This is a genomic window from Microbacterium sp. R1, assembly GCF_015159725.1.
GTDB classification, from domain to species: Bacteria; Actinomycetota; Actinomycetes; order Actinomycetales; family Microbacteriaceae; genus Microbacterium; species Microbacterium oxydans.
Map to the genome: position 1 here is coordinate 83,326 of NZ_JADDUD010000003.1, position 24,261 is coordinate 107,586.

Genomic DNA, 24,261 nt, shown 5'->3' on the forward strand with positions numbered 1-24,261 from the left:
GCCCGGGGCCTGCGTGTCGCGTGGGATCCGTCCGCGCTCAACTCTCGCTGGACACGTCGGCGAGCACCTCGGGCCAGCGGCGATCCAGGATCTTCCCGCCCAGCGCGGTCCCTCCCCAGAGCGCGAGGCCGCCGAACGCGAGTCCGCACGCGAGGCTGATCCAGCCGAGCGTGGGACTCCAGATCGCCGCGATGGCGAACCCGAATGCGGGTGCTCCGAGGGCGAGCGTGATGGGTCCGATGATGATCATCGCGAGCAGCGACTGCACCCCGCCGGATGATCCGCGCCCGAAGGGATTGGCTTCCGGAGCGGGCGCACGGCCCGGAAGGAAGCTCCCCACCCAGGCGCCGGCCCCTGCAGCGATCGCCGTGAGACCGAGGGATGCGCCGATGCTGCCGGGGAGCAGATCCGGCCGCCCGGCGAGGAGGCAGGTCGCCACGCACAGGGCGAGCGTCACCGGCACTGCGATCATCCCGAAGCCGAGCAGGCGCCCGGCACGGTCCGCCGCCCCGGACACACCCGTGAGGATGTGCGCCGCGACGGCAACGTTGTCATAGGCGATCGACATCTGCACGATCGTCCCGGCGAGGAGGGCGTTGATCGCCGGGATCAGTGTGATCGCGGGGGCGAAACCGAGGGACTCCTCCTGCAGGCCGTTCATGAGCGCGATGCCGATGAAGATCGCGGGCAGCAGCAGGAGCATCACGATGTTGACGAGCTGCCGCGGGTCGCGGCGGTAGTAGTGCAGAGATCGTGCGGCGATCGCACCCATCGGGTTCGCCGGCAGCAGTCGATCGAGCAGACCGCCGGAGCGCACTCGTCCACCGCCGCTGCTCTGGATGGGGGAGACGAGCCGGGCGGCGAGCAGCCGCTGAGACGCCCACCACAGGACCACGACCGTCGCGAGGGCGATCAGCAATCGCAGCGTCGCGGTGAGCACGTCGCCCTGCGCTGCCGATGCCGACACCCCGAACACGGCGCCGAACGGCGTCCAGGCGGCGATGTCGGCAGCCGAGGCGAAGGCACCCCCGACGTCCGTCACGGTGGTGAGCGCCCCGATCCCGAGGTTGAGGATGAGGCCGGACGAGGCGGCGAGCAGCACCCCGAGGGTCAGCACCAGGTCGCGGGTGCTGCGTCGGGCCAGCCATCCGGCGAGCAGTCCGCTCACCACGCGGGCACCGAGCACGCAGGTCACGACCGCCACCGGCATCATGATCACCGCGGTGAGCAGTGCGGGAAGGCTCACCGACCAGCCGAGGAGCATCAGCAGCAGGGCGACCGTGGTCCCGATGCCGCCGATGGTCGTGGCTCCGGCGACGACGAAGCCCGGCAACAGGGAGGGGGCGGTCACCGGCAGCAGGGCGAAGCGCTCGGGGGCGAGGGAGTCGTCGGCGCTGACCAGGATGGAGCCGATCCACCATCCGAGGACGAGCACGGACCCGGTGAGCACGATGGCGGTGACAGCGCCCTCCGGTGCGGCGAAGCGCAGAGCGACCAGACCCGCAGCGAGTCCGGCGAGGAGCCCGAGGGCGATCATCCCCGTGATGATCAGGGTGACGATCATCCACGGGTTCCGCGACAGTTGATGCCGCAGCTGCCGCCAGCGCAGGCTTACGAGGAGCGCAACCATGCGAGCGTCTCCGTCCCGAGATCGTGCGCCCCGACGAGCGTGAGGAACCGCTGCTGAAGCGAGAGTCCGGCTCGCACCTCGTCGAGCGGACCGTGCGCGAGCAGGCGCCCCTCGGCGACGATGGCCACCCGGTCGCACATCGACTCGACGAGCTCCATCACGTGGCTCGACAGCACCACGGTGCCGCCGCCGTCGACGAACGAGCGCAGGATCTGGCGGATCGTCTCGCCCGAGACGGGATCGACGGCCTCCAGCGGCTCATCCAGGATGAGCAGGCGGGGAGCGTGGATCAGCGCGCAGGCGAGCCCGATCTTCTTGCGCATGCCGGCGGAGTAGTCCACGACGAGGGTGTCTCGCGCCTCTGCGAGCCCCAGCGCCTCGAGCAGGTCACCCGTCCGCGAGACGACGTCGGCCTCTGCCATGCCGCGCAGCAGTCCGGTGTATCGCAGCAGCTCTGCTCCACTGAGACGATCGAGCATGCGGATGCCGTCGGGGAGCACACCCATGCGGGCTTTCGCCTCGGCGGGGTTCTGCCACACGTCGGCGCCCAGCACCCACGCCGTGCCGGCATCGGGGCGGAGCAGTCCGGTGGCCATCGCGAGCGTCGTGGTCTTGCCTGCGCCGTTCGGCCCGAGCAGGCCCAGCATGGATCCGGGCGGCACGTCGAGGGACAGACCGTCGACGGCGACCTTCTGCCCGAACTGCTTGCGAAGCCCGCGAAGGGCGAGGACGGGCGGGGCCGCTGTGGGGTCGGTCATGGCCCCATCCCACCACGGCCGCCGGGCGTCGCGCATCCGCCGCGAGGGGGAGTCGCTCGGAAGGCGGGAGGGAGACGTCAGCGGTCGAGGCCGGCGAACCGCTCGATGTCGCTGTTCGTACCGGACACGATGATCAGGTCGTGGTTGGTCACGATGGTGTTCGCCTCGGCGTAGCGGAACGGCTTGCCCGGGCTCTTCACGCCCACGACGGTCACCTTGTACTTCGAGCGCACGCCGGACTCGTTCAGGCCGACGCCGCGGATGAACTTCGGCGGGTACATCTTGGCGAGCACGAAGTCGTCGTCGAAGCGGATGAAATCGAGCATGCGCCCGGAGACGAGGTGCGCGACCCGCTCGCCGGCCTCGCGCTCGGGGTAGATGACGTGGTTGGCGCCGACGCGCGCCAGGATCTTGCCGTGCGACTGCGAGACCGCCTTGGCCCAGATCTGCGGGACCTTGAGGTCGACGAGGTTCGCCGTGATGAGCACCGAAGCCTCGATGGAGGAGCCGACGGCCACGACGGCCACCTGGAAGTCCTGCGCACCGATCTGCCGCAGGGCGTCGATGTTCTTGGCGTCGGCCTGGACGGTGTGCGTGACGCGGTCGGACCACTTCTGCACGAGCTCGAGGTTGTCGTCGATCGCGAGCACCTCGCGGTCGAGGCGGTCGAGCTCACCGGCGCAGGCGGCACCGAACCGGCCGAGGCCGATGACGAGGACGGGAGCGTCGCCCCGGAGGACTTCAACCAACGATCGGCCTTTCCACGGGCAGTGAGTAGTACTGCGTTCGCGATGTCGCGGCGACCGCCGCGGCGAGAGTCACTGTACCAACGCGGCCCATGAAGATCGTCGCGGCCATGACGTAGGAGGCGGAATCCGGCAGCTCGCCGGTGAGGCCTGTCGAGAGACCGACGGTACCGAACGCGGAGATCACATCGAAGAGCACGTGACTGATGTCGGCCTTGGTGATCTGCGCGATCACGATGGTCGACAGCGCGACGATCGTCGCTCCCCACGCGACGACGCTGAGGGCGACGCGCTGCACGTCGCTGGGGATGCGGCGACCGAAGGCTTCGACGGACTGGCGTCCCTTGGCCTCGGACCAGACGGCGATGGCGAGGACGGCGAGGGTGGTCACCTTGATCCCGCCCGCGGTCGAGGCGGAGCCGCCGCCGACGAACATGAGCATGCTCGCCGCGAGCAGGGACGAGCCGTTCAGGTCGTCCATCTCGATCACGTTGAAGCCGCCGGAGCGTGTCATCGCCGACAGGAAGAAGGCTTGGAACGTGGTGTCGGTGGCATCCATCGAGCCGAAGGTCTTCGGGTTGTTGAACTCGAGGATCACGAAGACGGCCGCACCCAGGATGAAGAGCAGGACGGTGGTGACGATGGTGAGCTTGGAATGCAGGGACCAGCGCTTCACGTGCCAGACATGCTTGGCGAGGGTATAGATGACCGGGAAGCCGATGCTGCCGAGGAAGACGCCGACCATCAGGAGCGAGAGCACCAGGTAGTCGTCGGCGAAGACGGCGACGCCGCCGTCGTTCGGCGCGAATCCGGTGTTCGTGAACGCCATCGCCGCGAAGTAGGGCGCCTCCCAGAGCGCCGCGATCGGGTCGACCTTGGCCATCACGAGGGCGGGGTAGAGGAGGATCGCGAGCGACGCCTCGATGATCAGCGCCGAGACGGCGACCGTGGTGAGCAGCTGGCCGACCTCGCCGAGTCGCACGGTCTGGCTCTCGTTGACGACACCGCCGTGCGCGCGCATCGGGTTCGTGTCGCCTGCCGCCATCAGCTTGGCTCGCAGACCGAGACGCTTCGAGATCAGCATTCCCATGAGCGATGCGAGGGTCAGCACCCCCAGCGCGCCGATGTTCACGCCGAGGAAGATCAGCACGTGTCCGAAGGGCGACCAGTAGTTGGCCATGTCGACGGTGGCGAGTCCCGTCACGCAGATGGTGGAGACGGCGGTGAACAGCGCATCGCTGAGGGGGGTGACCCTGCCGGACGCGGAGGCGATGGGCAGGGAGAGCAGCACCGTGAAGACGAGGATCAGCAGAGCGAAGATCACGATCGCGAAGCGCGACGGCGATGACGTCACGAGGTGCTTGACCCAGCCGGCTGCGCTCTTCAGGCTCTCGCGCGGGGACGACGCCGAAACGATGCCCGACATCGCTGCCCCCTGTGTGTCGTCGCACGCCCTGCCTCGGGCGGCGGCACGGCGCCTGTCGCCGAGCCTTCGTCATGGTACTCCGTGCCGGGGACGACTACCCTGAACTCATGACGGACATCTTCGACGTGATCGCAGACGGTACGAGGCGAGACATCCTCCAGCTCCTGCTGCGGCGCACGACCGAAGGAGAGGCCGGCACCAGCGTCAGCCAGATCGTCGCCGATCTGGGTATCAGCCAGCCCACCGTGTCGAAGCACCTCAAGGTGCTCCGCGATGCCGAACTCGTCACCGTGCGCGAGGACGGACAGCGTCGCTTCTACAGCCTCGCGGTCGAGCCGCTCGAGGTCGTCGACGACTGGCTGGTGCCGTTCCTGGTGGATGCCTTCGGAGATGGTGCGCCCGACATCGCATACCCGGGTGCCTCGCTTCCCGACAGCGCCGCCCACGCGGCCGAGGTCGTCGGACGCGCGGCGGCATCCGCGAAGCATGTGGTCGCGTCGGCCCTCAAGCGCCTCGGCGCCTGACGTTCGGGCGATCCCCGCAACGACTCTCCCCTGACGACACGGGGGGCTTGCCGTCAGGGGAGAGGTGCGGGTCCCCACACCCGGGGGGCGGACTCGGCGGTGCCGCACGAGACCTGCGATGACTCTGCCAGTCGCGATTGAGCGAAGCCCGCAGAATGCCTATGCGCCGGCTGGGCGCCTCTCAGAGTCCCGCGATGCCTCACTGATCACACGGGTCACAGAGGTTTACACGTGTCCCAGCTACCACATAGAGTGTGCACATCGAGAAAGGGGTACGTGGGATGCCCGAGGTTCCTGACGTCCGATTCCTCACGGTTGCTGAGGTCGCCGAGCTGATGCGCGTGTCCAAGATGACCGTGTACCGGCTGGTTCATGCTGGGGAGCTGCCCGCCGTCCGTTTCGGCCGCAGCTATCGTGTTCCGGAGTCCGCTGTGGCCGATGCGCTGCAGCGACCCATCGCCGACGTCGGTTGACGTCGCAGGCTGTCCCATGCTCGGCCGCCCTCGGGCGGAAGGCGCGTGTGACAGCCCACGCCTTCGGGTTTGCTAGACTGACCCGAGGCATTTTCCGTGCCCGTACCCGGGTGTCCGATTTCGGAGACACCCAGCCACTGACTTAGTGAGGTTTCCGTGGGTTCTGTCATCAAGAAGCGCCGCAAGCGCATGGCGAAGAAGAAGCACCGCAAGCTGCTTCGCAAGACTCGCCACCAGCGTCGCAACAAGAAGTAAGCGACCAGACACGAGCGCCTGTCTTCGGACGGGCGCTTTGTGTCTCCGGCCCCATCTCCGTCCTGCCGAGAGGTTGTCATGAAGTCGATCACCGTCACCGAGCTCGCCGAGCGCACCGGTACCCCGCTCATCGATGTACGGGAAGTGGACGAGTTCGCCGCGGGACACGTCCCCGGCGCCGTCAACATCCCCATGTCGGAGATCGGCAACCGTCTCGAGGAGCTGCCGAGCGAGGCGTTCGACGTCATCTGCCAGGCCGGCGGTCGATCGGCGCGTGTGGTCGAGGCGCTCGAGTCGCGCGGCTACGACGCCACGAACGTCGAGGGCGGGACCGGCGAGTGGATCGCCCAGGGCCGCGCGGTCGAGGTGCCGTCGGCGTGACCACGCTGACTCTGATCGGCAAGCCCGACTGCCACCTGTGCGACGTCGCCTCCGACGTCATCGACGCCGTGGTCGCCGAACTGCCAGACGCCGCAGCCGAGCAGATCGAGATCGTCGAGGCGTCGATCCAGGACGACCCCGCACTGTACGAGCTGTGGTGGGAGAAGATCCCCGTGGTCCTGATCGACGGCGAGCTGCATGCGCACTGGCGCGTGGCACCCGATCGACTGCGTGAGGCGCTCGAGGGCGCTCTCCGTGACGGGGCGGCGAAGACCGGAGTGAAGGAAGCGCTATGACGATCCGCCATGTCGTGACCTGGAAGCTCGCTTCCGAAGATGCTGCCGAGCGCGCGGCGCAGGCTGCGGAAGTCGCCCGCCGCCTCAACGCGCTCGACGGCGTCGTGCCGCAGCTGCTCACCATCTCGGCAGGGGCGAACGTCGCCTACCCGGAGGCGAACTGGGACGTCACGCTCGTCGCGGATTTCGCGTCGGTCGAAGCGATCGACGAGTATCAGGTGCATCCCGCGCACACCGAGGTCGCCACGTACATCCGCTCGGTGGTCGCCTCCCGAGTCGCCGTCGACTTCGAGGTCTGAGACCGCGTCGCGCCGGCTCAGGAACTCGGTTTCCACGTGTGATCGGGGCCTACTCGCAACACAAACGTAATGTGCGCGGACGTGGATGTCATTGGTCACGCGACGAGCCGCATGTTTAGATGAACTCCTACCCGTCAGCGGGCCTCCGTGCCCTCGACTCACAGGAGCCGACATGCCTCGTCGCAACCTCATCGCCGGTCTCGCCCTCGTGGCGACGGCCACCCTCGCGCTCGCCGGCTGCGCCACCGGATCGTCCGACGCGGGCAGCAGTGACGCTCCCGCCGCCGACGACAAGTACGGCCTCGTCGAGGCCGGAACCCTCACCGTGTGCTCCGACGTCCCCTACCCGCCGTTCGAGGTCGAGGACCCCTCCAGCGAGACCGGCTACTCGGGCTTCGACATCGACCTGCTCAGTGCGATCGCCGAGAAGATCGACCTGAAGCTCTCCGTGCAGGACGTCGGGTTCGACGCGTTGCAGTCCGGCACCACCCTCGCGGCAGGCACGTGCGACATCGGCGCGTCGGCGATGACGATCACGGATGAGCGCAAGGCGAACATCGACTTCTCCGACCCGTACGTCGACTCGTTGCAGTCGCTGCTCGTGCGCGCCGACTCGGACATCAAGTCCATCGACGACCTCGACGGGAAGAACGTCGGCGTGCAGCAGGGCACCACCGGCGAGACCTACGCGGGCGAGAACGCACCGGGCGCGCAGCTCGTGCAGTACCCCTCGGATGGCGAGCTGTGGCCCGCCATGCAGGCGGGGCAGATCGACGCGATCCTGCAGGACCAGCCCGTCAACTACGTGCACGAGCAGGACGACCCCGACTACAAGATCGTCGAGACGTACCCGACCGACGAGTCGTACGGCTTCGCCTTCGCCAAGGGTGAGAAGGACGAGCTGCGCGATGCGGTCAACAAGGCGCTCAAGGAGCTCCAGGACGACGGCGGCTATCAGAAGATCTACGACGAGTACCTCGCGGCCAAGTGACCGGCGGGATCGGTAGAGCGGGAGGACCTCGACGATGGCGTTGAGGCGTACCACCAAGAGCAAGCTGTATCGCTACACGGTCTACGTGGTGCTGATCGCGATCGCCGTCTGGGCGATCGTGAGCACCGACTGGGCGAAGATCGGACCGCTGTTCTTCAATCCTGAAGTCGCGGCGAAGATGTTCCCCGGGATCATCACCACGGCCCTGGTCAACACGCTGTGGTTCACGGCCGTCGCTTTCGCCGGCGGGCTGGTCCTCGGTGTCGTGCTGGCACTGATGAAGCTGTCGACCATCGCCCCGTTCCGCTGGATCGCGACGGTCTGGATCGAGTTGTTCCGCGGTCTGCCGGCGATCCTCACGATCTTCGGCATCGCCTTCATCCTGCCGATCGCCCTGGGTGTGCCTGGGACGAAGCTCGGTGGGCCGGTCGTGCTCGGGCTCATCGGTCTCGTCCTGGTCGCCTCGGCGTACATGGCCGAGACGATCCGCGCGGGTATCCAGGCCGTTCCGAAGGGGCAGACCGAGGCGGCCCGCTCGCTCGGCATGTCGCCCATGAAGACGACGTTCTGGATCGTCGTGCCGCAGGGGTTCCGGATCATCATCCCGCCCCTGACCAACGAGTTCGTGCTGCTGCTGAAGGACACGTCGCTGCTGTTCGTGGCGGGTTCCTTCATCTGGTCGAAGGAGCTCACCACCTTCGCCCGCGATGCGAGCACGCAGAACGCGAACGGAACGCCGCTGATCATGGCGGCGATCCTGTACCTGATCGTGACGATCCCGCTCACGCGTTTCAGTGCGTGGCTGGAGCGACGGATGTCGAGGCAGCGATGATCACCGACCTGATTGATGTCCACGCCCCCGCGATCGATGTGCAGGGGCTCGTGAAGTCGTTCGGCGACAACGAGGTGCTCAAGGGCATCGACCTCACCGTCACCAAGGGCGAGGTCGTGTGCGTGATCGGACCTTCGGGATCAGGGAAGTCGACGCTGCTGCGCTCGGTGAACCTGCTCGAGGAGCCGACCGGCGGCAAGGTGCTGATCGAGGGGATCGACATCACCGACCCCGACGTCGACATCGACCGCGTGCGCACCCGCATCGGAATGGTCTTCCAGAGCTTCAACCTCTTCCCGCACCTCAGCGTGCTCGGCAATCTCACGATCGCTCAGCAGCGCGTGAAGAAGCGGTCGAAGAAGGAAGCCGAGCTGATCGCCCATGCCATGCTCACGCGGGTCGGTCTGGCGGAGAAGGCCGACGCCTACCCCGGGCACCTCTCGGGAGGGCAGCAGCAGCGCGTGGCGATCGCCAGGGCGCTGTGCATGAACCCCGACATGATGCTGTTCGACGAGCCCACATCGGCACTCGATCCCGAACTGGTCGGCGAGGTGCTGCAGGTCATGCGCTCGCTGGCCGACGAGGGGATGACGATGCTCGTCGTCACGCACGAGATGGGCTTCGCCCGCGAGGTCGGATCCCGTCTCATCTTCATGGACGGCGGCTACATCGTCGAAGAGGGCGACCCGCGCGAGGTGCTCGGCAACCCGCAGCATCAGCGCACGAAGGACTTCCTCTCCCGCGTGCTCTGACACGAGATCCGGTTCGCCGAGACCCATCGCAATCGCCGAGACCCCCTGTTGCAGACGTCTGCAACAGGGGGTCTCGGCGTGAAACGTGGGTCTCGAGCTCAGTCGGCTTCGACGACCTCGGCGTCCGCGGCGTTGCGGCGCACGGAGTCGATGCCGTTCAGAGCGGCGGACTTCGACGAGTAGCCCTCGCTGATGGCGATGACCTCGCCGTTGCCGGCCTTCAGGCGGAACCGGTACTCGCCGGACTTGTCGGTGTACAGCTCGAACTTGCCTGCCATGAGGCGTCCTTTCTCTCTCGGATGGAGGGAACCCCGCCCCTCGGCCCTCACGCTAGCGCCCGGGGTATGTCAGGGGAAGAGCGGTGAGTCAGCCGCGCGGATGCACGGCCACGGGCTCCGGGGCGATCGCGATGCGCACCCGGTCGCCGAAGGCCGGATGAGTTCCTGGCGCATGCTGCACCCGGACGAGTTCGCCGGACTCGGTGCGCACGAGCGTGCGACGCATGCTGCCGAGGAAGGTGCTCTCCTCGACCAGGGCCTCGGCTGCGGCGTCGGCCTCCGACGCGAAGTAGACGTTCTCCGGCCGCAGGTACACGTCGACCGGACCGTCTGCCCGCGACTGCAGCGGAAGCCGCTGTCCCCACACCATGACGTGATCGCCCTCGGCCACCCCCGACACGACGCTGGACAGGCCGACGAACGCCGCCACCCCGGCCGTGGAGGGCATCGTGTACAGCTGCTCCGGTGAACCGATCTGCTCGATGCGGCCGGCGTTCATCACCGCGATCCGATCCGAGACGGCCAGAGCCTCTTCCTGATCGTGCGTGACGAACACGGTCGTGATCCCGAGCCTCAGCTGGATGCGGCGGATCTCGTCGCGCAGCTGCACGCGCACCTTCGCATCGAGCGCCGAGAGCGGTTCGTCGAGCAGCAGCACCTTGGGTTCGGTCACCAGCGCTCGTGCGAGTGCCACGCGCTGCTGCTGGCCGCCGGAGAGCTGGTGGGGGAACCGATCCGCGAAGTCGGCGAGGCCGACCAGGGCGAGGGCGTCGACCGCGCGCCGTGAGGCCTCCGCCTTGCCGACGCCGCGTCGCCGCAAGCCGAATGCGGTGTTCTCGGCCACCCGTAGGTGCGGGAAGAGCGAGTACGACTGGAAGACCATGCCGATGTCGCGCTTGTTCGTGGGCACTCGCGACACATCGCCGCCACCCAGCAGCACGGCGCCTTCGTCTGCGCCTTCGAGACCGGCGAGCACACGCAGCAACGTGGTCTTGCCGCACCCGGAGGGCCCGAGGAGTGAGACGAACTCGCCGGGGGCGATGTCGAGGTCGACCCCGTGGAGCACCCGGTTGCCCGCGTAGCTCTTGACGATGCCCCGCAGCTCGACACGGGTGCCTTCGCCCGCCTCGGCGAGCAGCAGATTGTCCTTGGTGCGCGGCAGCGCGTGGTCGACGGTCATGAGCGGGCCTTTCCGGTGCCGCGGGCGACGCGGCCGATGACGAGGAGCAGGAGGAAGACGAACACCAGCGCGAGCAGCGTGAAGATGGCCGGCGCGTAGGGGTCCTGTTTATTCACCACGACCATGGCCGTCTGGAACACCTGGCGGTTCAGGAGCGAGGCGATCGTGAACTCTCCGAGCACCACGGCGATGGAGATGAGGGACGCGGCAAGCAGCCCCTGTCGGAGGTTCGGGGCGAGCACCTTCAGCACCACGGTCGGCCAGCTCGCGCCGAGGGACCGCGCGGCTTCGGAGAGCGTCCGGAGATCGGCCGCATCGATCGACGCCTGGATGGAGCGGAACGCGAACGGCAGCACGGTGATCCCGTAGGCGAAGGCGAGAGTCCAGGTGCCCGTGCCGAGGGACCGCCCGATCTGGAGGTAGATCGGCGCGAGGCCGACCACGAGCACGATGGCGGGGATCGAGATGGGCAGCAGCACCGCGAACTCGAAGGCGGGCTTGAGCTTCGGGAAGCGCAGGTTCACCAGGATCATGGTCGGGGCGAGCAGCAGCAGCACGATGGCGACAGTCACCACGGCGAGTACCAGCGAGTTGCCGAGACCGGTCCAGATCGGCTTGAGGGTGGCTGCGGCCGCCGGGTCGAACAACGCGACCCAGCGGGCGAAGGAGAGTCCGTCGGCGGGGTCGCGCAGTGTGAAGAGGAACGTCGACACCAGGGGCACCGCGAAGAACGCACCCACGAGGACGCCGATCACCCACCGGGTCGTGCGGGAGGGGCCGAGCCGGTTCACGACTGCCACCTCGCCGCGCGTCGCTGCACGAGGGAGTACAGGGCCATCACGACTCCGACGATCACGATCATGCCGAGCGCAAGCGCGCCGGCGAGGTTCTCCCGACCGAGCACCGTCTCGCTCGTGAGCGCCGTGCGGATCTGCAGCGGCACGATCTGGGCACCCTGGCTGGCGAGAGCGGCGGCGGTGGCGTACGACGAGAACGCGTTCGCGAACAGCAGCAGCAGGCTGGCGAGGAACGAGGGCGCGAGCACGGGGATGCCGATGCGCAGCCAGAAGCTCGCGCGGGTACCGCCGAGAGTGAGGTTGGCTTCGGCCCACTGCGGCTTGAGGGCCGCGAGGGCCGGCATGAAGGTGATGACCATGAGGGGGATCTGGAAGTAGAAGTACGGGAGTACGAGGCCGGGCAGCTCGTAGAGCCAGGTGCCGTTCTCGAAGATGTTCACGCCGAAGGTGTCCTTCAGGAACACGGTGACGACGCCCTGGATGCCGATGGTCGCGATGAAGGCGAAGGCGAGCATGACGCCGCCGAACTGCGCGAGCACACCCGCGGCGGCATCCACGGCCGAGCGGGTGCGGCCTTCGGGGTCCATGCCGAGGAGCGCATAGCAGACGAGGGCGCCGACGAGCGCCCCGACCACGGCGGTGAGCAACGAGAGGCCGGCCGAGTTGGCGAAGGTGTCGAGCACGACCGGGTCGACGAGGGCCGACATGTTCGTCCAGGTGAAGGAGCCGTCTTTGGTGAAGAAGCCGGAGCCGATGGCCAGGATCGTCGGCACCGCGAGGAAGAGCACGACATAGGCGGCGAAGGGGACGAGCCCGAGCCAGGCGAGGGACGGAGCGGACCGCCGGGCCCTCGCGTGCTGCGAGGACCCGGCGGTGGTGGCGGGGGCGGACGCCGCAGCATCCGCCCCCGTTGCGGTGAGGGTGGTCACTGGACCGCCGCGGCCCACTTCTCGCCGAGCAGCGTGCCGGCGTTCGTCGACTGCTCCTCGGTCGGGACGACGGTCTCCTCCGGAGCCTCGGGGAGCGCGGCGGCGAGGTCTGCGTCGATCGTGCCGGCGTCGGTCATGGCCTCCATCCGCACCGGACGGGCGCCGCCCTTCAGCCACAGGTTCTGCACCTCGTCGCTGTAGAGGAACTCCTGCCACAGGCGGGCAGCCGCCGGGTGCGGGGCGTCGGCGTTGATGGCCTGGTTGTAGTACCCGGCGTAACCGGTGCCGTCGAACACGACGACCTTCCAGTCCTTGTTGTCGGCCGTGTGCGAGGCGTTCAGGTAGTCCCAGTCGAAGACGACCGGGGTCTCGCCGCTCGCGATGGTCGCGGTGGTCACGTCGACCTTGAGCAGGTTTCCGGCCTTCTGCAGCTCGGAGAAGAAGTCGATGCCCGGCTGGAAGTCGTCCAGCGTGCCGTCGGACTGCACGGTCGCGAGACCGACGGCGGCGAATGCGGCCCCCGCCTGCGTCGGGTCGCCGTTGATGGCGACGGCGCCCTTGTAGTCGGCGGAGAGCAGGTCGGAAAGCTCGGCGGGAGCGTCGAACTTCGACGAGTCGTAGCCGATCGACATGTACCCGCCGTAGTCGCCCACGAAGAGGCCGGTGGGCTCCTTCAGCTCGTCCGGGATGTCGTCCCACGTCTGCACCTTGTAGGGAGCGAACACATCGGTGTTCTGCAGGGCGACCGTGAGGCCGATGTCGAAGACGTCGGGTGCGGTGTCGAGACCCTCGTTCGTCTTGGCGGCCTGGATCTCCTCGGCGCTGGAGACATCGGGGGAGGCTTCGTTGATCGTGATCTCGGGGTACTTCTCGGCGAAGAGGTCGAGGATCTCGCCGTAGTTCGCCCAGTCGCGGGGCAGCGCGATGACGTTGAGTGAACCCTCGGCCTTGGCCGCGGCCTCGAGGTCGGCGAACGTGCCGAAGTCGGCGACCGAGGTCGCAGCAGAGGCGTCGACGTCGGAGCTGCCGCCACCGGTGGCGTCCGCTGCTCCGGAGCAGGCGGTGAGCGCGAGTGCGGCCGTGGTGGCCAGGGCGATGCCGGCGCCGATGCGCGCGCGGCGGGTGAAGCGAGCCATGAGTGTCCTCTCGGTGTCCGGCGCTGTGAGCCGGTGTCGGGTTGCGAGAGGACACTATGAGGCGGAGGTTGCCGCCCGTCGCGGGTCAGGTGAACGGATGGTGGCTGGGTGCTGTCCGGTCGGGGCCGCCGGGGCTTCAGCTCCGGGAAACCGTGTACTTGAAGCCTCGATGCGAGCCGACGTAGCCGAGCCGCTCGTAGAAGCGGTGGGCATCGACGCGGGCGGCGTCGGAGGTGAGCTGCACCATCGATGCGTCGACGGCTGGGGCGGCGACCTCTCCGACCCAGCGCATCACGGCGGAACCGATGCCCGACGAGCGCAGACTGCTCTGCACCCGTACTGCCTCGACCAGCAGCCGCCGTGCACCGCGACGCGCCATCCCCGGGATCGAGGTGAGCTGCAACGTGCCGACCACCGCACCGTCGAGCTCGACCACGAGCAGATCGTTCGACGGGTCGGCCAGGATCTCGCGGAGACCGCGCTCATAGGCCGGGCGGTCCTCGGCGGATGCCACATCGCCGCGTGCCGCACTGATCGGGTCGTCGGCGAGGAGGGCGATCACGGCATCCGTGTCGTCGACCGTCGCGCGGCGCAGGAGCGCGGTGCCGATGCGCGATTCGAAGGAGTGGGGCAGCGGGAGGGCTTCGAGCATGGCTCCAGTCTGTCAGCGGATGATTCTGTCGGCGGATGCGGGGGCGGCGTCGACTCTCTGGAATCATGGCGAGGTGGATATCGGCGCCGTGCTCGGACTCGAGCAGCTCACCTGGGGGATGCTGCTGCTCGTGGTGATCGCCGCGTTCTGCGCCGGCTGGATCGATGCGGTCGTGGGCGGGGGAGGGCTGCTGCAGCTGCCGGCGCTGCTGCTGATCCCCGGCATCTCCCCGGTGCAGGCGCTCGCGACGAACAAGCTCGCCTCGGTCTTCGGCACGGCCACCAGCAGTGCGACCTATTACCGACGAGCCAAACCGGACCTGCGCACCGCCCTGCCGATGGCGATCATCGCGTTGATCGGCTCCTTCGGAGGGGCGGCTGTCGCCACCGTGCTGCCCCCTGCCGCGTTCAAACCCATCATCGTGATCGCTCTGCTCGCTGTGGCCCTGTTCACGGCGTTCCGGCCGCAGATGGGCGCGGCGACCCAGCTGCGCTTCCATGGGCACAAGCACCACATCATGGCGGGCGCAGCGGGACTCGGCATCGGCTTCTACGACGGGATGATCGGTCCTGGCACCGGTACCTTCCTGGTGATCACGCTAGTCGCGCTGCTCGGCTACGACTTCCTGCAGGCGAGCGCCAAGGCCAAGATCGTCAACCTCGCGACGAATGCGGGTGCGTTGATGCTGTTCATCCCGCACGGCGCCGTGCTGTGGCTGCTCGGGGGCATCCTCGCGGTCGCGAACGTCGCGGGAAGCTACCTCGGATCACGCATGGCGATCTCGCGCGGGACCACGTTCATCCGCGTCGTGTTCCTCGTGGTCGTTATCGCGCTGATCGGCAAGCTCGGAGTCGATGTGTGGAACGAGAACATCGTCCCGGCCTTCGCATCGATCGCAGGCTGAACGAAGCGACGCCGCCGCAGGCAGAAACGCCGGATCAGGCAGGTTCCTCGCAGAACCGCCTGATCCGGCGTGTGTGCCTGTGCTTGCGCGAGGCGGCTGGCCTCAGTCCTCGTCCTCGGGCTCGAAGTCGACGCCGGCCTCGGCGCGCTGCGCATCGGTGATCGGAGCGGGAGCGGAGGTCAGCGGGTCGAAGCCGTTGCCCGACTTCGGGAACGCGATGACCTCGCGGATCGACTCGGTCTTGGTCAGGTGCTGCAGCACGCGGTCCATCCCGAGTGCGATCCCACCGTGGGGCGGAGCGCCGAACTTGAACGCGTCGAGCAGGAAGCCGAACTGCTCGTCGGCCTGCTCGTCGCTGATGCCCATGACCTCGAACACGCGCTTCTGGATGTCCTCACGGTGGATGCGGATCGACCCGCCGCCGAGCTCGGAGCCGTTGCACACGATGTCGTACGCGTACGCGAGGGCCGATCCGGGGTCGGTGTCGAACGTGTCCTCGAACTCGGGCTTGGGGCCCGTGAACGCGTGGTGCACGGCCGTCCAGGCGCCAGCGCCCACTGCCACGTCACCGGAGGCCACCGCGTCGGCCGCCGGTTCGAACATGGGAGCGTCGACGACCCACGTGAAGGCGAACTCGTCGGGGTTCAGATAGCCCAGGCGGCGACCGATCTCGACGCGAGCTGCACCGAGCAGTGCCCGGCTCTGCTTGGTGTCACCGGCGGCGAAGAACACGCAGTCGCCCGGCTCTGCACCGACGAGCTCTGCGAGTCCGGCCTGCTCGGCCTCCGACAGGTTCTTGGCTGCGGGGCCGCCCAGCGTGCCGTCCTCGTTGAACAGGACGTAGGCGAGGCCACGTGCACCGCGCTGCTTGGCCCAGTCCTGCCAGGCGTCGAGCTGCTTGCGCGGCTGGCTCGCGCCGCCGGGCATGCGCACAGCGCCGACGTACTCGGCCTGGAAGACGCGGAACGGGGTGTCCTTGAAGTACTCCGTCGCCTCGACGAGCTCGAGGCCGAAGCGCAGGTCGGGCTTGTCGGAGCCGTACTTGGCCATCGCCTCGGCGTAGGTCATGCGCGGCAGCGGGGTCTGTACCTCGACGTCGATGGTCGCCCACATCGCCACGATGAGCGACTCCATGAGGGCGATCACGTCCTCCTGGTCGACGAAGCTCATCTCGATGTCGAGCTGCGTGAACTCCGGCTGACGGTCGGCGCGGAAGTCCTCGTCGCGGTAGCAGCGGGCGATCTGGAAGTACTTCTCGACGCCGCCCACCATGAGCAGCTGCTTGAACAGCTGAGGTGACTGGGGCAGTGCGTACCAGCTGCCGGGGCTCAGGCGCGCGGGAACCAGGAAGTCACGGGCGCCCTCCGGCGTGGAGCGGGTGAGGGTGGGCGTCTCGACCTCGGTGAAGTCGTCGGCGTGCAGCACGTCGCGGATCGCCTTGTAGACGTTCGAGCGCAGGCGCAGGGCGGCGGCGGGGGCCGGGCGGCGAAGGTCGAGGTAGCGGTACTTCAGGCGTGCTTCCTCGCCAACGGTCTCGGTGTCGGCGAGAGCCGTGGAGACCTGGAAGGGGAGCGGAGCGGACTCGTTCAGCACCTCGACGTCGGTCGCGATGAGCTCGATCTCGCCGGTCGGCAGGTTCGGGTTCGCGTTGCCCTCGGGGCGCTGCGAGACCTCGCCGGTCACCTTCAGGACGAACTCGTTGCGAAGCGGGTGCGCGATCTCCTCGTCGCGGATGACGACCTGGGCGATGCCGGAGGCGTCCCGCAGATCGATGAAAGCGACTCCTCCGTGGTCACGACGGCGATCGACCCAACCCGAGAGGGTGACGGTCTGACCGATGTGCTCGGCTCGCAGAGAGCCTGCCGAGTGGGTGCGAAGCACGGAGTATTCCTTCTGATCTGGGAAATGGGGAACCCGCCCATTCTACGGGGGCGGTCGGCCGGTCATCGGCCCGGTCACCGGCGGCCGGGACGGCGTATCAGTAGGATCGCCACGACACAGCTCATACACAGAAAGAGTGCACCGTGGACAACAACGGCATCTCCGATCTCTATGCGTCGATCTTCTCGGGTACCACCGGCCTGATCGCGCTCGTCTTCTACATCCTCGTCGCGGTCGGCCTGTGGAAGGTCTTCACCAAGGCCGGGTACCCGGGAATCCTCGCCATCATCCCGTTCGTGAACCTCGTCTTCCTGGTGAAGATCGCCGGCCTCTCCGGCTGGTTCGCGCTGCTGTACCTCATCCCTGTCGCGAACCTGATCCTGGCGATCATCGTCGCGTTCAAGCTCGGTGGACGCTTCGGCAAGGGCGGGGTCTTCTCGTTCTTCCTGCTGTTCCTCTTCCCGTACATCGGGTACCTGATCCTCGGCTTCGGGGACTCGCGCTACAGCAAGGCGTGACATGACGGCGTCCCGGCTGCACCTCGTGCGACACGGTGAGGTGCACAATCCGGCCCGCGTGCTCTACGGTCGTCTTCCCGACTACCACCTGAGCGACGCGGGCCGGGGGATGGCCGCAGCAGCGGCCGACCATGTGGCCGCGCTCGACCGTCCCGTCTCCGCGCTGTACGCGTCACCTCTCGAACGCGCCCAAGAGTCGGCCGAGCCGTTCGCCGCGACGTTCGACCTCGTGCCGGAGATCGACATCCGGCTGATCGAGCCGACGAACGTGTTCGAGGGGACGCAGATGCGCCGTTCCCTGATGAACCCCCTGAACTGGTGGCATCTGCGCCAGCCCTCGGTTCCCAGCTGGGGCGAGCCCTACTCCTCCATCGCTGAGCGGATGCTCGGTGTCATGGACGAGGCGTGGGATGCAGCACCCGATGGAGACGTCGTGATGGTGTCGCACCAGGCGCCCATCTGGATCACGCACCTCCGCGTCGCGGGGCTTCCGCTGCAACACGACCCACGCACCCGACGCTGCGCGCTGTCCAGCGTCACCTCGTTCGAGCGCGTCGGTGACGTCTGGCGAGAGGTCGCCTATGTCGAGCCTGCCGCGACCGGCGGTGCCGTCGACGTCGGCGCGGTCTGACCCCCACTTCCGAACCGCGCAGGTGGTTCCATTCCGGCGACGGATGGACCCACGTGCGCGATTCGAAACGGGGTCAGTGCTCGGCGGCCAGGAGTGACTGGATGATGCCGACAGCGGCCAGCTGACCCGCGGCGGCCGCCAGCAGCACGGATGCCATCGGGCCGGGGAGGGTCGCACGGTGGGCGAGGTCGCCCGCGGCGAACACCCCGGGGTGCGAGGTACGTCCGAACTCGTCGATCTCGATGCACCCGGACTCGAGCATGCCGAGTCCGAGCTGCGCGGCGAACGGCGACCGCTGACGCATCGCCCCTGCGGCGATGAAGACTCCGGCGACCACACGCTCGTCGTCGTCCGTGCGGACGAGCACGCCGCCGTCGACCTTCTCGACGGAGGCGACGGGGGTGCGACTCACCCGCGCGCCCTTCGCCTCGAGCGTGCGGATGTCCTCGTCCGTGAACGCCTCCTCGACCGGCACGACCGTGATGCTCGCGACGATCCTCCCCAGCAACCCGATGAGGTGCTCGGCGCGGGGCGCGGCGCCGACGATCGCTATGTCCTTGCCGGCGTGCTCGTGCCCGTCGCAGAACGGACAGCTGAAGGAGAGCGTGCCCCACAACTCCTGCAGTCCGGACACGATCGGAAGATCGTCGGCGACCCCGGTGGCCAGGATGACCCGGCGCCCCTCGACCACGGATCCGTCGGCGAGTGCCACCACGAACGCATCCTCGCCACCCGTGATACTCGACGCCGCGGTCTCACGGACCTCGACGTCGTCGTAGTCAGCGAGCTCGGTTCGCGCCGTCGCCCGGAACTCGGCGGGGGGAGTGCCGTCCGCGCCGATCATGTTGTGCATGTGCAGGACGGTGCCGTTGCGGTACTCGCCCGAGTCGAGGAGGAGCGTGGAGCGGTGCATCCGTCCGAGGGTCAGAGCGGCCTGCAGCCCTGCCGGTCCTGCGCCGATCACGATGGCGTCGTACATGGTGGTCCTTCCTCTGGATGTTGCGTTCCACGCCAGTCTGTGACTTCATGTCAACATGAAGTCAAGTTCCGAGCATCCGTGGTCCGTCGGTGATGTCGCGACCCGTTTCGACCTGCCGACGAACGTTCTGCGGCATTGGGAGTCGGTGGGGCTGCTCACCCCTCCGCGCGACGCCGCCGGGCGGAGGCGCTACGGCGAGGACGAGGTCGTGCGCATAGCCGTGATCCAGCGCAGCAAGGCTGCAGGGATGACGCTCGAGCAGATCGCGGTGCTGCTCGATGACGGGAGTTTCGGTCGGCATCAGGTGCTGCAACAGCACCTGGACGATCTCGATCGGCGCATGGAGGAGATGCGTCGATCGCGCGAGATGACCGAGCACGCGATGGGCTGCCGCGCCCACGACATCGCCACATGTCCACGCTTCCGGGCGGGTGTGGACGACATCCTGGCGCGCTTCTGAGGGGCGTCGGAGGAGGTCCCGTTTCCGGCTCGCGCATAGGATCCTCTGCGTAAACTCGGAGTCGTGCCAAGCGATTCGACGGTCCGTCAGATCCGCAGCGGCCGCTCCTCCCGCACCCGGCGTTCGCGTCGTGCGGTCGGTGCCGCGCTCGCTGCGGTGCTCGCCATCGGTCTGAGCGCGTGCGCTCCCGATCCGGTCAGCGAATCGTTCCTGAACGGCGAGAACACCGGCTACGTCGCAGCCGACGGCGCGATCGTCGAGATCCCCGTCGCCGAGCGCGGCGAGCCCGTCGTGTTCAGCGGCGTGACGGAGAAGGGCGAGGAGTTCGACAGCGCCGACATCGCCGGCAAGGTCACGGTCGTCAACTTCTGGTACGCCGGCTGCGCACCGTGCCGCCTCGAAGCGGCAGATCTGGAAGGCGTCTGGCAGGACTTCAGCGATCAGGACGTCGCGTTCATCGGCATCAACACCCGTGACCAGGCCGACACCGCCGTGGCCTTCGCGAACGAGTACGACGTCACGTACCCGAGTCTTATCGACGTCGACACCGCTCAGGCCAAGCTCGCCTTCGCGAAGGAGACTCCGATCGCCGCGACGCCGACGACTCTCGTGCTCGACAAGCAAGGGCGCGTCGCGGCGCGCATCATCGGGCCGATCGACGGCAAGTCGATCCTCTCCACGCTCGTCAAGGACGCCCTCGCGGAGGACTCGTGAGCGGCCAGGACTGCTCATGAGTCCCGAAGCGATCATCGGCTCCGGGGCCCTCTGGATCGCGATTCCCGTCGCGATGCTCGCGGGACTCGTCTCGTTCCTGTCTCCCTGCGTGCTCCCACTCGTTCCCGGCTACCTCGGCTTCCTCGGCGGTGCGGTCGCACCTCGGTCGACCGCTGCTGCCGGCGGGGAAGGCGGGACGACGACGCAGACGGCAGAAACCGCGACGCGGGGGCGACTCGTCGGGGGAGTGCTGCTGTTCATCCTCGGCTTCACGATCGTCTTCATCCTCTACACCGTGCTCGGCGGAACGGCCGGGGTCTTCCTGCTGCAGTGGGGCGACCTCATCACCCGCATCCTGGGCGTCGTCATCATCGGGATGGGCCTGGTCTTCCTCGGGCTGTTCGGGTTCGCGCAGAAGGAATTCCGCTTCCACGTGGATTCCAGAGCCGGAATCGTCGGGGCGCCGCTCCTCGGCATCGCGCTCGGCATCGGATGGGCTCCCTGCATGGGACCGACGCTCGCGGCGATCCTCGCGCTGTCGTTCAATGCCGGAGACCCGGTGCGGGCGGGCTTCCTCGGCCTTGCCTACTCGCTCGGCCTCGGTATCCCGTTCCTGCTCGTCGCGCTCGGCTTCGGCTGGGCCACGAAGGCGATCGGGTTCCTGCGTCGGCACATCCGGGTGGTGAACATCATCGGCGGCGTGATGCTTCTCCTCCTCGGCGTCCTGATGGTCACCGGACTCTGGACCGACATCATGTCGAGACTGACGGCGGTGATCGGCAGTGTCATCCTCCCGCTCTGACGATCCCGAGACGAGCGAGCGAGATGGTAGCCGTCCCGACAAGCCCATCCGTCCCGAGAAAACTCCCCGCACTGAGAAGGTCATGACCAAGAACAAGGGTGCCGCGAACAGCGACTCCAGCGATCCGCTCCGCCCGTCCGACCACGTCGACGGAGACGACTCGATCACCCAGCCGCGCCTCGGGTTGGTCGGCTGGCTGCGCTGGGGCTGGCGTCAGCTGACCTCGATGCGCACGGCACTGATCCTGCTGCTCGTCCTGGCGATCGCCGCCATTCCCGGCTCGATCTTCCCGCAGCGGATGGCCGACCCCAACGGTGTGACGCAGTGGGAGCGCGACAACCCCGACCTGTTCCCGATCCTCGACGGCCTCAAGCTCTTCGACGTCTACCTGTCGCCGTGGTTCTCGGCGATCTACCTGCTCCTGTTCGCCTCGCTCGTCGGCTGCGTGATCCCGCGCATCAAGCACCACGCCAAGGCGCTGCGTGCCCGCCCGCCGCGTACCCCCGCCCGGCTGCAGCGCCTCGAGGACTACCGCGCCGTCACGCGCGATCCCGCAGCGGACTCCGGAACCAAGACCGGCGATGCGGAAGCGGAGGCGGCCGCGTCCATCGACGTCGCGACGAAGCAGCTGAAGGCCCTCGGCTACCGGGTGGAGCGCTACGACCGCGGACGCACGTTCTCGGTCTCCGCCGAGCGCGGCTATTGGCGCGAGACCGGCAACCTGCTCTTCCACCTCGCGCTCGTCGGCGTGCTGGTCACGGTCGGCATCGGCGGAGGGTTCTCCTACACCGGGCAGCGGGTGCTGGTCGAGGGCGAGACCTTCGCCAACACGCTCCTCGACTACGACTCGATGAACCGCGGACGGTTCGTGGGCGACGACGCGTTCTCCCCGTACTCGATGCGCCTCGACTCCTTCGACGTGACCTACCAGCCGTTCGGTGAGCCGGGGTCCGGTCAGGCCGGCGACTTCTCCGCCAACGTCACCGTGCAGGAGAACGGCGAAGAACGTACCGGCTCCGTCAAGGTCAACGAGCCCCTCGGTGTCGCCGACGACGACGTGTTCCTGCTCGGCAACGGCTACGCGCCGACGGTGACGGTGCGCGATCCCGAGGGCAATGTCGTGTTCACCAACAGCACGCCGTTCCTGCCGCAGGACAACAACATGACCTCGCTCGGCGTGCTCAAGGTGCCGGACGGGTTGGCCGAGCAGGTCGGCCTGGTCGGGTTCTTCTACCCGACCACGGGTGTGCTCGAGAGCGGTGCGTTCTTCTCCGCGTACGGCGACCTCACGAACCCGACGCTCACGCTCGACGTGTACACGGGTGACCTCGGCATCAACGAGGGTGTGCCGCGCTCCGTCTACGTGCTCGACACCACTGGCATGACGAAGCTCACGGGCCGCACCACCGACGTCAAGTCGATCGAGCTCGCCCCCGGGCAGACCGCGCAGCTGCCGAACGGCCTCGGCTCGGTGACCTTCGAGGACGAGTCTCCGGCCGGCGCCACGGATGCCTCCCAGTCGGTGAAGCGCTTCGCCTCGCTGCAGATCCACCGTGACGAGTCAGGTGTGTGGGTGCTCGGCTTCGCGCTGCTGGCCCTCGGCGGTCTCATGATCGCGCTGTTCGTTCCGCGGCGACGTGTGTGGGTCAAGGCCACGGCGCAGGACGGCGAGGTCGCCCTCGAATACGCGGCGCTCGCCCGTGGGGAAGACCCGACGCTCGCGGCAGCGGTGGACGACCTCGTCGCCGGCCACGCCCGACTGCTCGACACGGCAGGCGGCACCACGGTGCGGGCCGAGGACGGCGAGAACCCTGCCGACGACACCGCGGACGATCACACCGTGGCTGATGACATCGCGACCAAGTCCGCCGAGGTGGAAGCCCCGGCAACCGACACCCGGAAAGTAGACTGACACCATGCTCGAGCTCAACGTGATCTCGCCGGTCCTGCTGTGGACGGCGATCGCGATCTACGCGGCAGCCTTCGTGGCCTACGCCTTCGATCTCGCGCGGCGTTCGCAGGCGACGGCCGATGCACAGAACGTGCGGGAGTCGGTGCTCGTTGGGGCCGGTGGAGCAAGCATCCCCGCAGCGTCGGGCGGGTCTGATGCGGGTTCCGCCCCGCAGCGATTCGTGATGGCCAGGATCGGCACCTCGCTCACGGTACTCGGCTTCCTGTTCCACCTCGCGTCCGCTGTCACGCGTGGCATCGCCGCCGGTCGTGTGCCGTGGGCGAACCTCTACGAGTTCGCGATGATGGGCACGCTGCTCATCATCGCCGTGTACCTCGTCGTGCTCACGCGTATCGACCTGCGGTTCCTCGGCACGTTCATCACGGGCCTCGTCGTCGTGCTGCTCGGCCTCGGAGCGACCAACTTCTACGTCGACGTCTCGCCGCTGATGGACCCGCTGAAGAGCGTGTGGCTCGTCATCCACGTGTTCGTCGCCTCGCTCGCGACGGCATTCTTCGCGCTGGCTTTCGCCCTCTCGGTGATCCAGCTCATGCAGTCGCGACGTGAGCGCCTGCTGGGCGAGGGGGCGACCAAGACGGGCCCGGGCTTCCTCCGCACCTTCCCGAACGCGGTGCGCCTGGAGAGCCTGGCGTACATGTTCACGATCATCGGGTTCATCCTCTGGACCTTCACTCTCATCGCGGGCTCCATCTGGGCGTACTACGCCTGGAGCCGCTTCTGGGGCTTCGACGTGAAGGAGACCTGGACCTTCGTGATCTGGGTCATCTATGCCGGCTACATCCACGCACGGGCTACCCGCGGTTGGCGGGGCAACCCCTCGGCGTGGCTCGCGATCGTCGGATTCTCGGCCGTGATCTTCAACTTCACGATCGTGAACGTCTTCTTCAAGGGTCTGCACGCCTACTCCGGCCTGAGCTGAGCCGCGCTCGGCTGCGACGACTCGGCTGCGAACACTCAGCTGCGAAAACAGAGACCTCCTGCATCAGGCCCGGCGCGTCCACACAGGACACGCGGGGCAGAGTGCGGGAGGTCTCTGTTTCGGCCGGAGTGGGAGTGGGGAGTGGG

29 protein-coding genes are annotated in these 24,261 nt (G+C 67.9%); 17 read left to right on the plus strand and 12 right to left on the minus strand.

Features of this window, described 5'->3' with window-relative positions; all coding sequences use genetic code 11:
- Positions 1-37: 37 nt before the first annotated feature.
- The 4 genes from ILP86_RS14170 to ILP86_RS14185 all read right to left on the minus strand — a co-directional run bounded on the left by ILP86_RS14170 (position 38) and on the right by ILP86_RS14185 (position 4,560).
- Positions 38-1,630: a hypothetical protein gene (locus ILP86_RS14170; protein WP_193762272.1), complete on the minus strand. Its 1,593-nt coding sequence runs from the start codon at positions 1,628-1,630 to the stop codon at positions 38-40.
- A complete protein-coding gene (locus ILP86_RS14175; RefSeq protein WP_046747300.1) occupies positions 1,612-2,388 on the minus strand; it encodes an ABC transporter ATP-binding protein in 777 nt (258 codons plus the stop codon). The genes ILP86_RS14170 and ILP86_RS14175 overlap by 19 nt, the downstream gene beginning before the upstream one ends.
- Positions 2,389-2,465: 77 nt before the next feature.
- Positions 2,466-3,137, minus strand: coding sequence for a TrkA family potassium uptake protein (locus ILP86_RS14180; RefSeq protein ID WP_021198064.1), 672 nt, complete (start codon positions 3,135-3,137; stop codon positions 2,466-2,468).
- Positions 3,130-4,560 carry a TrkH family potassium uptake protein gene (locus ILP86_RS14185; protein WP_046747301.1) on the minus strand — a complete coding sequence of 477 codons (1,431 nt, stop codon included), beginning with the start codon at positions 4,558-4,560 and terminating at the stop codon, positions 3,130-3,132. The genes ILP86_RS14180 and ILP86_RS14185 overlap by 8 nt, the downstream gene beginning before the upstream one ends.
- Positions 4,561-4,667: 107 nt before the next feature.
- On the opposite strand from ILP86_RS14185, the gene ILP86_RS14190 reads away from it, so the two are divergent.
- The 9 genes from ILP86_RS14190 (at position 4,668) to ILP86_RS14230 (ending at position 9,363) form a co-directional block, all read left to right on the plus strand.
- Positions 4,668-5,084, plus strand: a complete 417-nt coding sequence (locus ILP86_RS14190; protein WP_061015566.1) for a helix-turn-helix transcriptional regulator — start codon at positions 4,668-4,670, stop codon at positions 5,082-5,084.
- Between the two features lie 281 nt (positions 5,085-5,365).
- Positions 5,366-5,557, plus strand: coding sequence for a helix-turn-helix domain-containing protein (locus tag ILP86_RS14195; RefSeq protein ID WP_017204627.1), 192 nt, complete (start codon positions 5,366-5,368; stop codon positions 5,555-5,557).
- A gap of 156 nt (positions 5,558-5,713) precedes the next feature.
- The gene (locus ILP86_RS14200; protein ID WP_003792170.1) at positions 5,714-5,812 is read left to right on the plus strand and encodes a 30S ribosomal protein bS22; all 99 of its coding nucleotides are present in this window, start codon (positions 5,714-5,716) and stop codon (positions 5,810-5,812) included.
- Between the two features lie 78 nt (positions 5,813-5,890).
- Positions 5,891-6,193 (plus strand): rhodanese-like domain-containing protein, encoded by a 303-nt coding sequence (locus tag ILP86_RS14205; protein WP_058630462.1) that lies wholly within the window; start codon positions 5,891-5,893, stop codon positions 6,191-6,193.
- Complete coding sequence (locus ILP86_RS14210) at positions 6,190-6,489, plus strand: glutaredoxin family protein (RefSeq protein ID WP_046747303.1); 300 nt, start codon at positions 6,190-6,192, stop codon at positions 6,487-6,489. The genes ILP86_RS14205 and ILP86_RS14210 overlap by 4 nt, the downstream gene beginning before the upstream one ends.
- Entirely contained in the window at positions 6,486-6,788 is a 303-nt protein-coding gene (locus ILP86_RS14215; RefSeq protein WP_193762273.1) for a Dabb family protein, read from the plus strand. The genes ILP86_RS14210 and ILP86_RS14215 overlap by 4 nt, the downstream gene beginning before the upstream one ends.
- 172 nt (positions 6,789-6,960) lie before the next feature.
- Positions 6,961-7,779, plus strand: a complete 819-nt coding sequence (locus ILP86_RS14220; RefSeq protein WP_046747305.1) for a basic amino acid ABC transporter substrate-binding protein — start codon at positions 6,961-6,963, stop codon at positions 7,777-7,779.
- 34 nt (positions 7,780-7,813) lie between these two features.
- Entirely contained in the window at positions 7,814-8,611 is a 798-nt protein-coding gene (locus ILP86_RS14225; protein WP_193762274.1) for an amino acid ABC transporter permease, read from the plus strand.
- On the plus strand, positions 8,608-9,363 hold the full coding sequence (locus tag ILP86_RS14230) for an amino acid ABC transporter ATP-binding protein (RefSeq protein WP_046747307.1): 756 nt from the start codon (positions 8,608-8,610) through the stop codon (positions 9,361-9,363). Before ILP86_RS14225 ends, ILP86_RS14230 begins: the two co-directional genes overlap by 4 nt.
- A 98-nt stretch (positions 9,364-9,461) precedes the next feature.
- Here ILP86_RS14230 and ILP86_RS14235 read toward each other — a convergent pair whose 3' ends face one another.
- The 6 genes from ILP86_RS14235 to ILP86_RS14260 form a co-directional block, all read right to left on the minus strand.
- A complete protein-coding gene (locus ILP86_RS14235) occupies positions 9,462-9,641 on the minus strand; it encodes a YegP family protein (protein ID WP_021198051.1) in 180 nt (59 codons plus the stop codon).
- 88 nt (positions 9,642-9,729) lie between these two features.
- Entirely contained in the window at positions 9,730-10,821 is a 1,092-nt protein-coding gene (locus ILP86_RS14240) for an ABC transporter ATP-binding protein (protein ID WP_193762275.1), read from the minus strand.
- Entirely contained in the window at positions 10,818-11,612 is a 795-nt protein-coding gene (locus ILP86_RS14245; protein WP_193762276.1) for an ABC transporter permease, read from the minus strand. Before ILP86_RS14245 ends, ILP86_RS14240 begins: the two co-directional genes overlap by 4 nt.
- On the minus strand, positions 11,609-12,547 hold the full coding sequence (locus ILP86_RS14250; RefSeq protein WP_308431945.1) for an ABC transporter permease: 939 nt from the start codon (positions 12,545-12,547) through the stop codon (positions 11,609-11,611). Before ILP86_RS14250 ends, ILP86_RS14245 begins: the two co-directional genes overlap by 4 nt.
- Positions 12,544-13,683: an ABC transporter substrate-binding protein gene (locus tag ILP86_RS14255; protein ID WP_061017263.1), complete on the minus strand. Its 1,140-nt coding sequence runs from the start codon at positions 13,681-13,683 to the stop codon at positions 12,544-12,546. Before ILP86_RS14255 ends, ILP86_RS14250 begins: the two co-directional genes overlap by 4 nt.
- A gap of 136 nt (positions 13,684-13,819) precedes the next feature.
- Positions 13,820-14,335 (minus strand): GNAT family N-acetyltransferase, encoded by a 516-nt coding sequence (locus tag ILP86_RS14260; protein ID WP_193762278.1) that lies wholly within the window; start codon positions 14,333-14,335, stop codon positions 13,820-13,822.
- A 118-nt stretch (positions 14,336-14,453) separates the two neighbouring features.
- Between ILP86_RS14260 and ILP86_RS14265 the strand changes: the two genes are divergently transcribed.
- Complete coding sequence (locus ILP86_RS14265; protein WP_058630502.1) at positions 14,454-15,239, plus strand: TSUP family transporter; 786 nt, start codon at positions 14,454-14,456, stop codon at positions 15,237-15,239.
- Positions 15,240-15,341: 102 nt separating this feature from the next.
- Here ILP86_RS14265 and aspS read toward each other — a convergent pair whose 3' ends face one another.
- Entirely contained in the window at positions 15,342-17,120 is a 1,779-nt protein-coding gene (gene aspS, locus ILP86_RS14270) for an aspartate--tRNA ligase (protein WP_193762279.1), read from the minus strand.
- 143 nt (positions 17,121-17,263) lie between these two features.
- Here aspS and ILP86_RS14275 point away from each other — a divergent pair, with 143 nt between their 5' ends.
- Both ILP86_RS14275 and ILP86_RS14280 read left to right on the plus strand, forming a co-directional pair.
- The gene (locus ILP86_RS14275) at positions 17,264-17,638 is read left to right on the plus strand and encodes a DUF5684 domain-containing protein (protein ID WP_046747313.1); all 375 of its coding nucleotides are present in this window, start codon (positions 17,264-17,266) and stop codon (positions 17,636-17,638) included.
- Position 17,639: 1 nt separating this feature from the next.
- A complete protein-coding gene (locus ILP86_RS14280) occupies positions 17,640-18,269 on the plus strand; it encodes a histidine phosphatase family protein (RefSeq protein ID WP_046747314.1) in 630 nt (209 codons plus the stop codon).
- A gap of 73 nt (positions 18,270-18,342) precedes the next feature.
- Here ILP86_RS14280 and ILP86_RS14285 read toward each other — a convergent pair whose 3' ends face one another.
- Entirely contained in the window at positions 18,343-19,248 is a 906-nt protein-coding gene (locus tag ILP86_RS14285) for an NAD(P)/FAD-dependent oxidoreductase (protein WP_193762280.1), read from the minus strand.
- Between the two features lie 55 nt (positions 19,249-19,303).
- Between ILP86_RS14285 and ILP86_RS14290 the strand changes: the two genes are divergently transcribed.
- From ILP86_RS14290 to ccsB, 5 genes are all read left to right on the plus strand, one after another.
- Entirely contained in the window at positions 19,304-19,708 is a 405-nt protein-coding gene (locus ILP86_RS14290; protein ID WP_058630469.1) for a MerR family transcriptional regulator, read from the plus strand.
- A 63-nt stretch (positions 19,709-19,771) separates the two neighbouring features.
- Positions 19,772-20,422: a TlpA disulfide reductase family protein gene (locus tag ILP86_RS14295; RefSeq protein WP_193762281.1), complete on the plus strand. Its 651-nt coding sequence runs from the start codon at positions 19,772-19,774 to the stop codon at positions 20,420-20,422.
- A 16-nt stretch (positions 20,423-20,438) separates the two neighbouring features.
- A complete protein-coding gene (locus tag ILP86_RS14300) occupies positions 20,439-21,224 on the plus strand; it encodes a cytochrome c biogenesis CcdA family protein (RefSeq protein ID WP_061017254.1) in 786 nt (261 codons plus the stop codon).
- A gap of 82 nt (positions 21,225-21,306) precedes the next feature.
- Positions 21,307-23,136 (plus strand): cytochrome c biogenesis protein ResB, encoded by a 1,830-nt coding sequence (locus ILP86_RS14305; protein ID WP_058630471.1) that lies wholly within the window; start codon positions 21,307-21,309, stop codon positions 23,134-23,136.
- 4 nt (positions 23,137-23,140) lie between these two features.
- Positions 23,141-24,115 (plus strand): c-type cytochrome biogenesis protein CcsB, encoded by a 975-nt coding sequence (ccsB, locus tag ILP86_RS14310; RefSeq protein ID WP_058630472.1) that lies wholly within the window; start codon positions 23,141-23,143, stop codon positions 24,113-24,115.
- Positions 24,116-24,261 lie beyond the last annotated feature (146 nt).

What these genes read in the sequence shown, in the direction of transcription:
- ILP86_RS14170 (WP_193762272.1), bottom strand. Translation starts at nt 1,630, where the DNA reads ATGGTTGCGCTCCTCGTAAGCCTGCGCTGGCGGCAGCTGCGGCATCAA.
- ILP86_RS14175 (WP_046747300.1), bottom strand. Translation starts at nt 2,388, where the DNA reads ATGACCGACCCCACAGCGGCCCCGCCCGTCCTCGCCCTTCGCGGGCTT.
- ILP86_RS14185 (WP_046747301.1), bottom strand. Translation starts at nt 4,560, where the DNA reads ATGTCGGGCATCGTTTCGGCGTCGTCCCCGCGCGAGAGCCTGAAGAGC.
- ILP86_RS14190 (WP_061015566.1), top strand. Translation starts at nt 4,668, where the DNA reads ATGACGGACATCTTCGACGTGATCGCAGACGGTACGAGGCGAGACATC.
- ILP86_RS14195 (WP_017204627.1), top strand. Translation starts at nt 5,366, where the DNA reads ATGCCCGAGGTTCCTGACGTCCGATTCCTCACGGTTGCTGAGGTCGCC.
- ILP86_RS14205 (WP_058630462.1), top strand. Translation starts at nt 5,891, where the DNA reads ATGAAGTCGATCACCGTCACCGAGCTCGCCGAGCGCACCGGTACCCCG.
- ILP86_RS14215 (WP_193762273.1), top strand. Translation starts at nt 6,486, where the DNA reads ATGACGATCCGCCATGTCGTGACCTGGAAGCTCGCTTCCGAAGATGCT.
- ILP86_RS14220 (WP_046747305.1), top strand. Translation starts at nt 6,961, where the DNA reads ATGCCTCGTCGCAACCTCATCGCCGGTCTCGCCCTCGTGGCGACGGCC.
- ILP86_RS14225 (WP_193762274.1), top strand. Translation starts at nt 7,814, where the DNA reads ATGGCGTTGAGGCGTACCACCAAGAGCAAGCTGTATCGCTACACGGTC.
- ILP86_RS14230 (WP_046747307.1), top strand. Translation starts at nt 8,608, where the DNA reads ATGATCACCGACCTGATTGATGTCCACGCCCCCGCGATCGATGTGCAG.
- ILP86_RS14235 (WP_021198051.1), bottom strand. Translation starts at nt 9,641, where the DNA reads ATGGCAGGCAAGTTCGAGCTGTACACCGACAAGTCCGGCGAGTACCGG.
- ILP86_RS14240 (WP_193762275.1), bottom strand. Translation starts at nt 10,821, where the DNA reads ATGACCGTCGACCACGCGCTGCCGCGCACCAAGGACAATCTGCTGCTC.
- ILP86_RS14255 (WP_061017263.1), bottom strand. Translation starts at nt 13,683, where the DNA reads ATGGCTCGCTTCACCCGCCGCGCGCGCATCGGCGCCGGCATCGCCCTG.
- ILP86_RS14260 (WP_193762278.1), bottom strand. Translation starts at nt 14,335, where the DNA reads ATGCTCGAAGCCCTCCCGCTGCCCCACTCCTTCGAATCGCGCATCGGC.
- ILP86_RS14265 (WP_058630502.1), top strand. Translation starts at nt 14,454, where the DNA reads ATGCTGCTGCTCGTGGTGATCGCCGCGTTCTGCGCCGGCTGGATCGAT.
- ILP86_RS14280 (WP_046747314.1), top strand. Translation starts at nt 17,640, where the DNA reads ATGACGGCGTCCCGGCTGCACCTCGTGCGACACGGTGAGGTGCACAAT.
- ILP86_RS14285 (WP_193762280.1), bottom strand. Translation starts at nt 19,248, where the DNA reads ATGTACGACGCCATCGTGATCGGCGCAGGACCGGCAGGGCTGCAGGCC.
- ILP86_RS14290 (WP_058630469.1), top strand. Translation starts at nt 19,304, where the DNA reads ATGAAGTCAAGTTCCGAGCATCCGTGGTCCGTCGGTGATGTCGCGACC.
- ILP86_RS14300 (WP_061017254.1), top strand. Translation starts at nt 20,439, where the DNA reads ATGAGTCCCGAAGCGATCATCGGCTCCGGGGCCCTCTGGATCGCGATT.
- ILP86_RS14305 (WP_058630471.1), top strand. Translation starts at nt 21,307, where the DNA reads ATGACCAAGAACAAGGGTGCCGCGAACAGCGACTCCAGCGATCCGCTC.
- ccsB (WP_058630472.1), top strand. Translation starts at nt 23,141, where the DNA reads ATGCTCGAGCTCAACGTGATCTCGCCGGTCCTGCTGTGGACGGCGATC.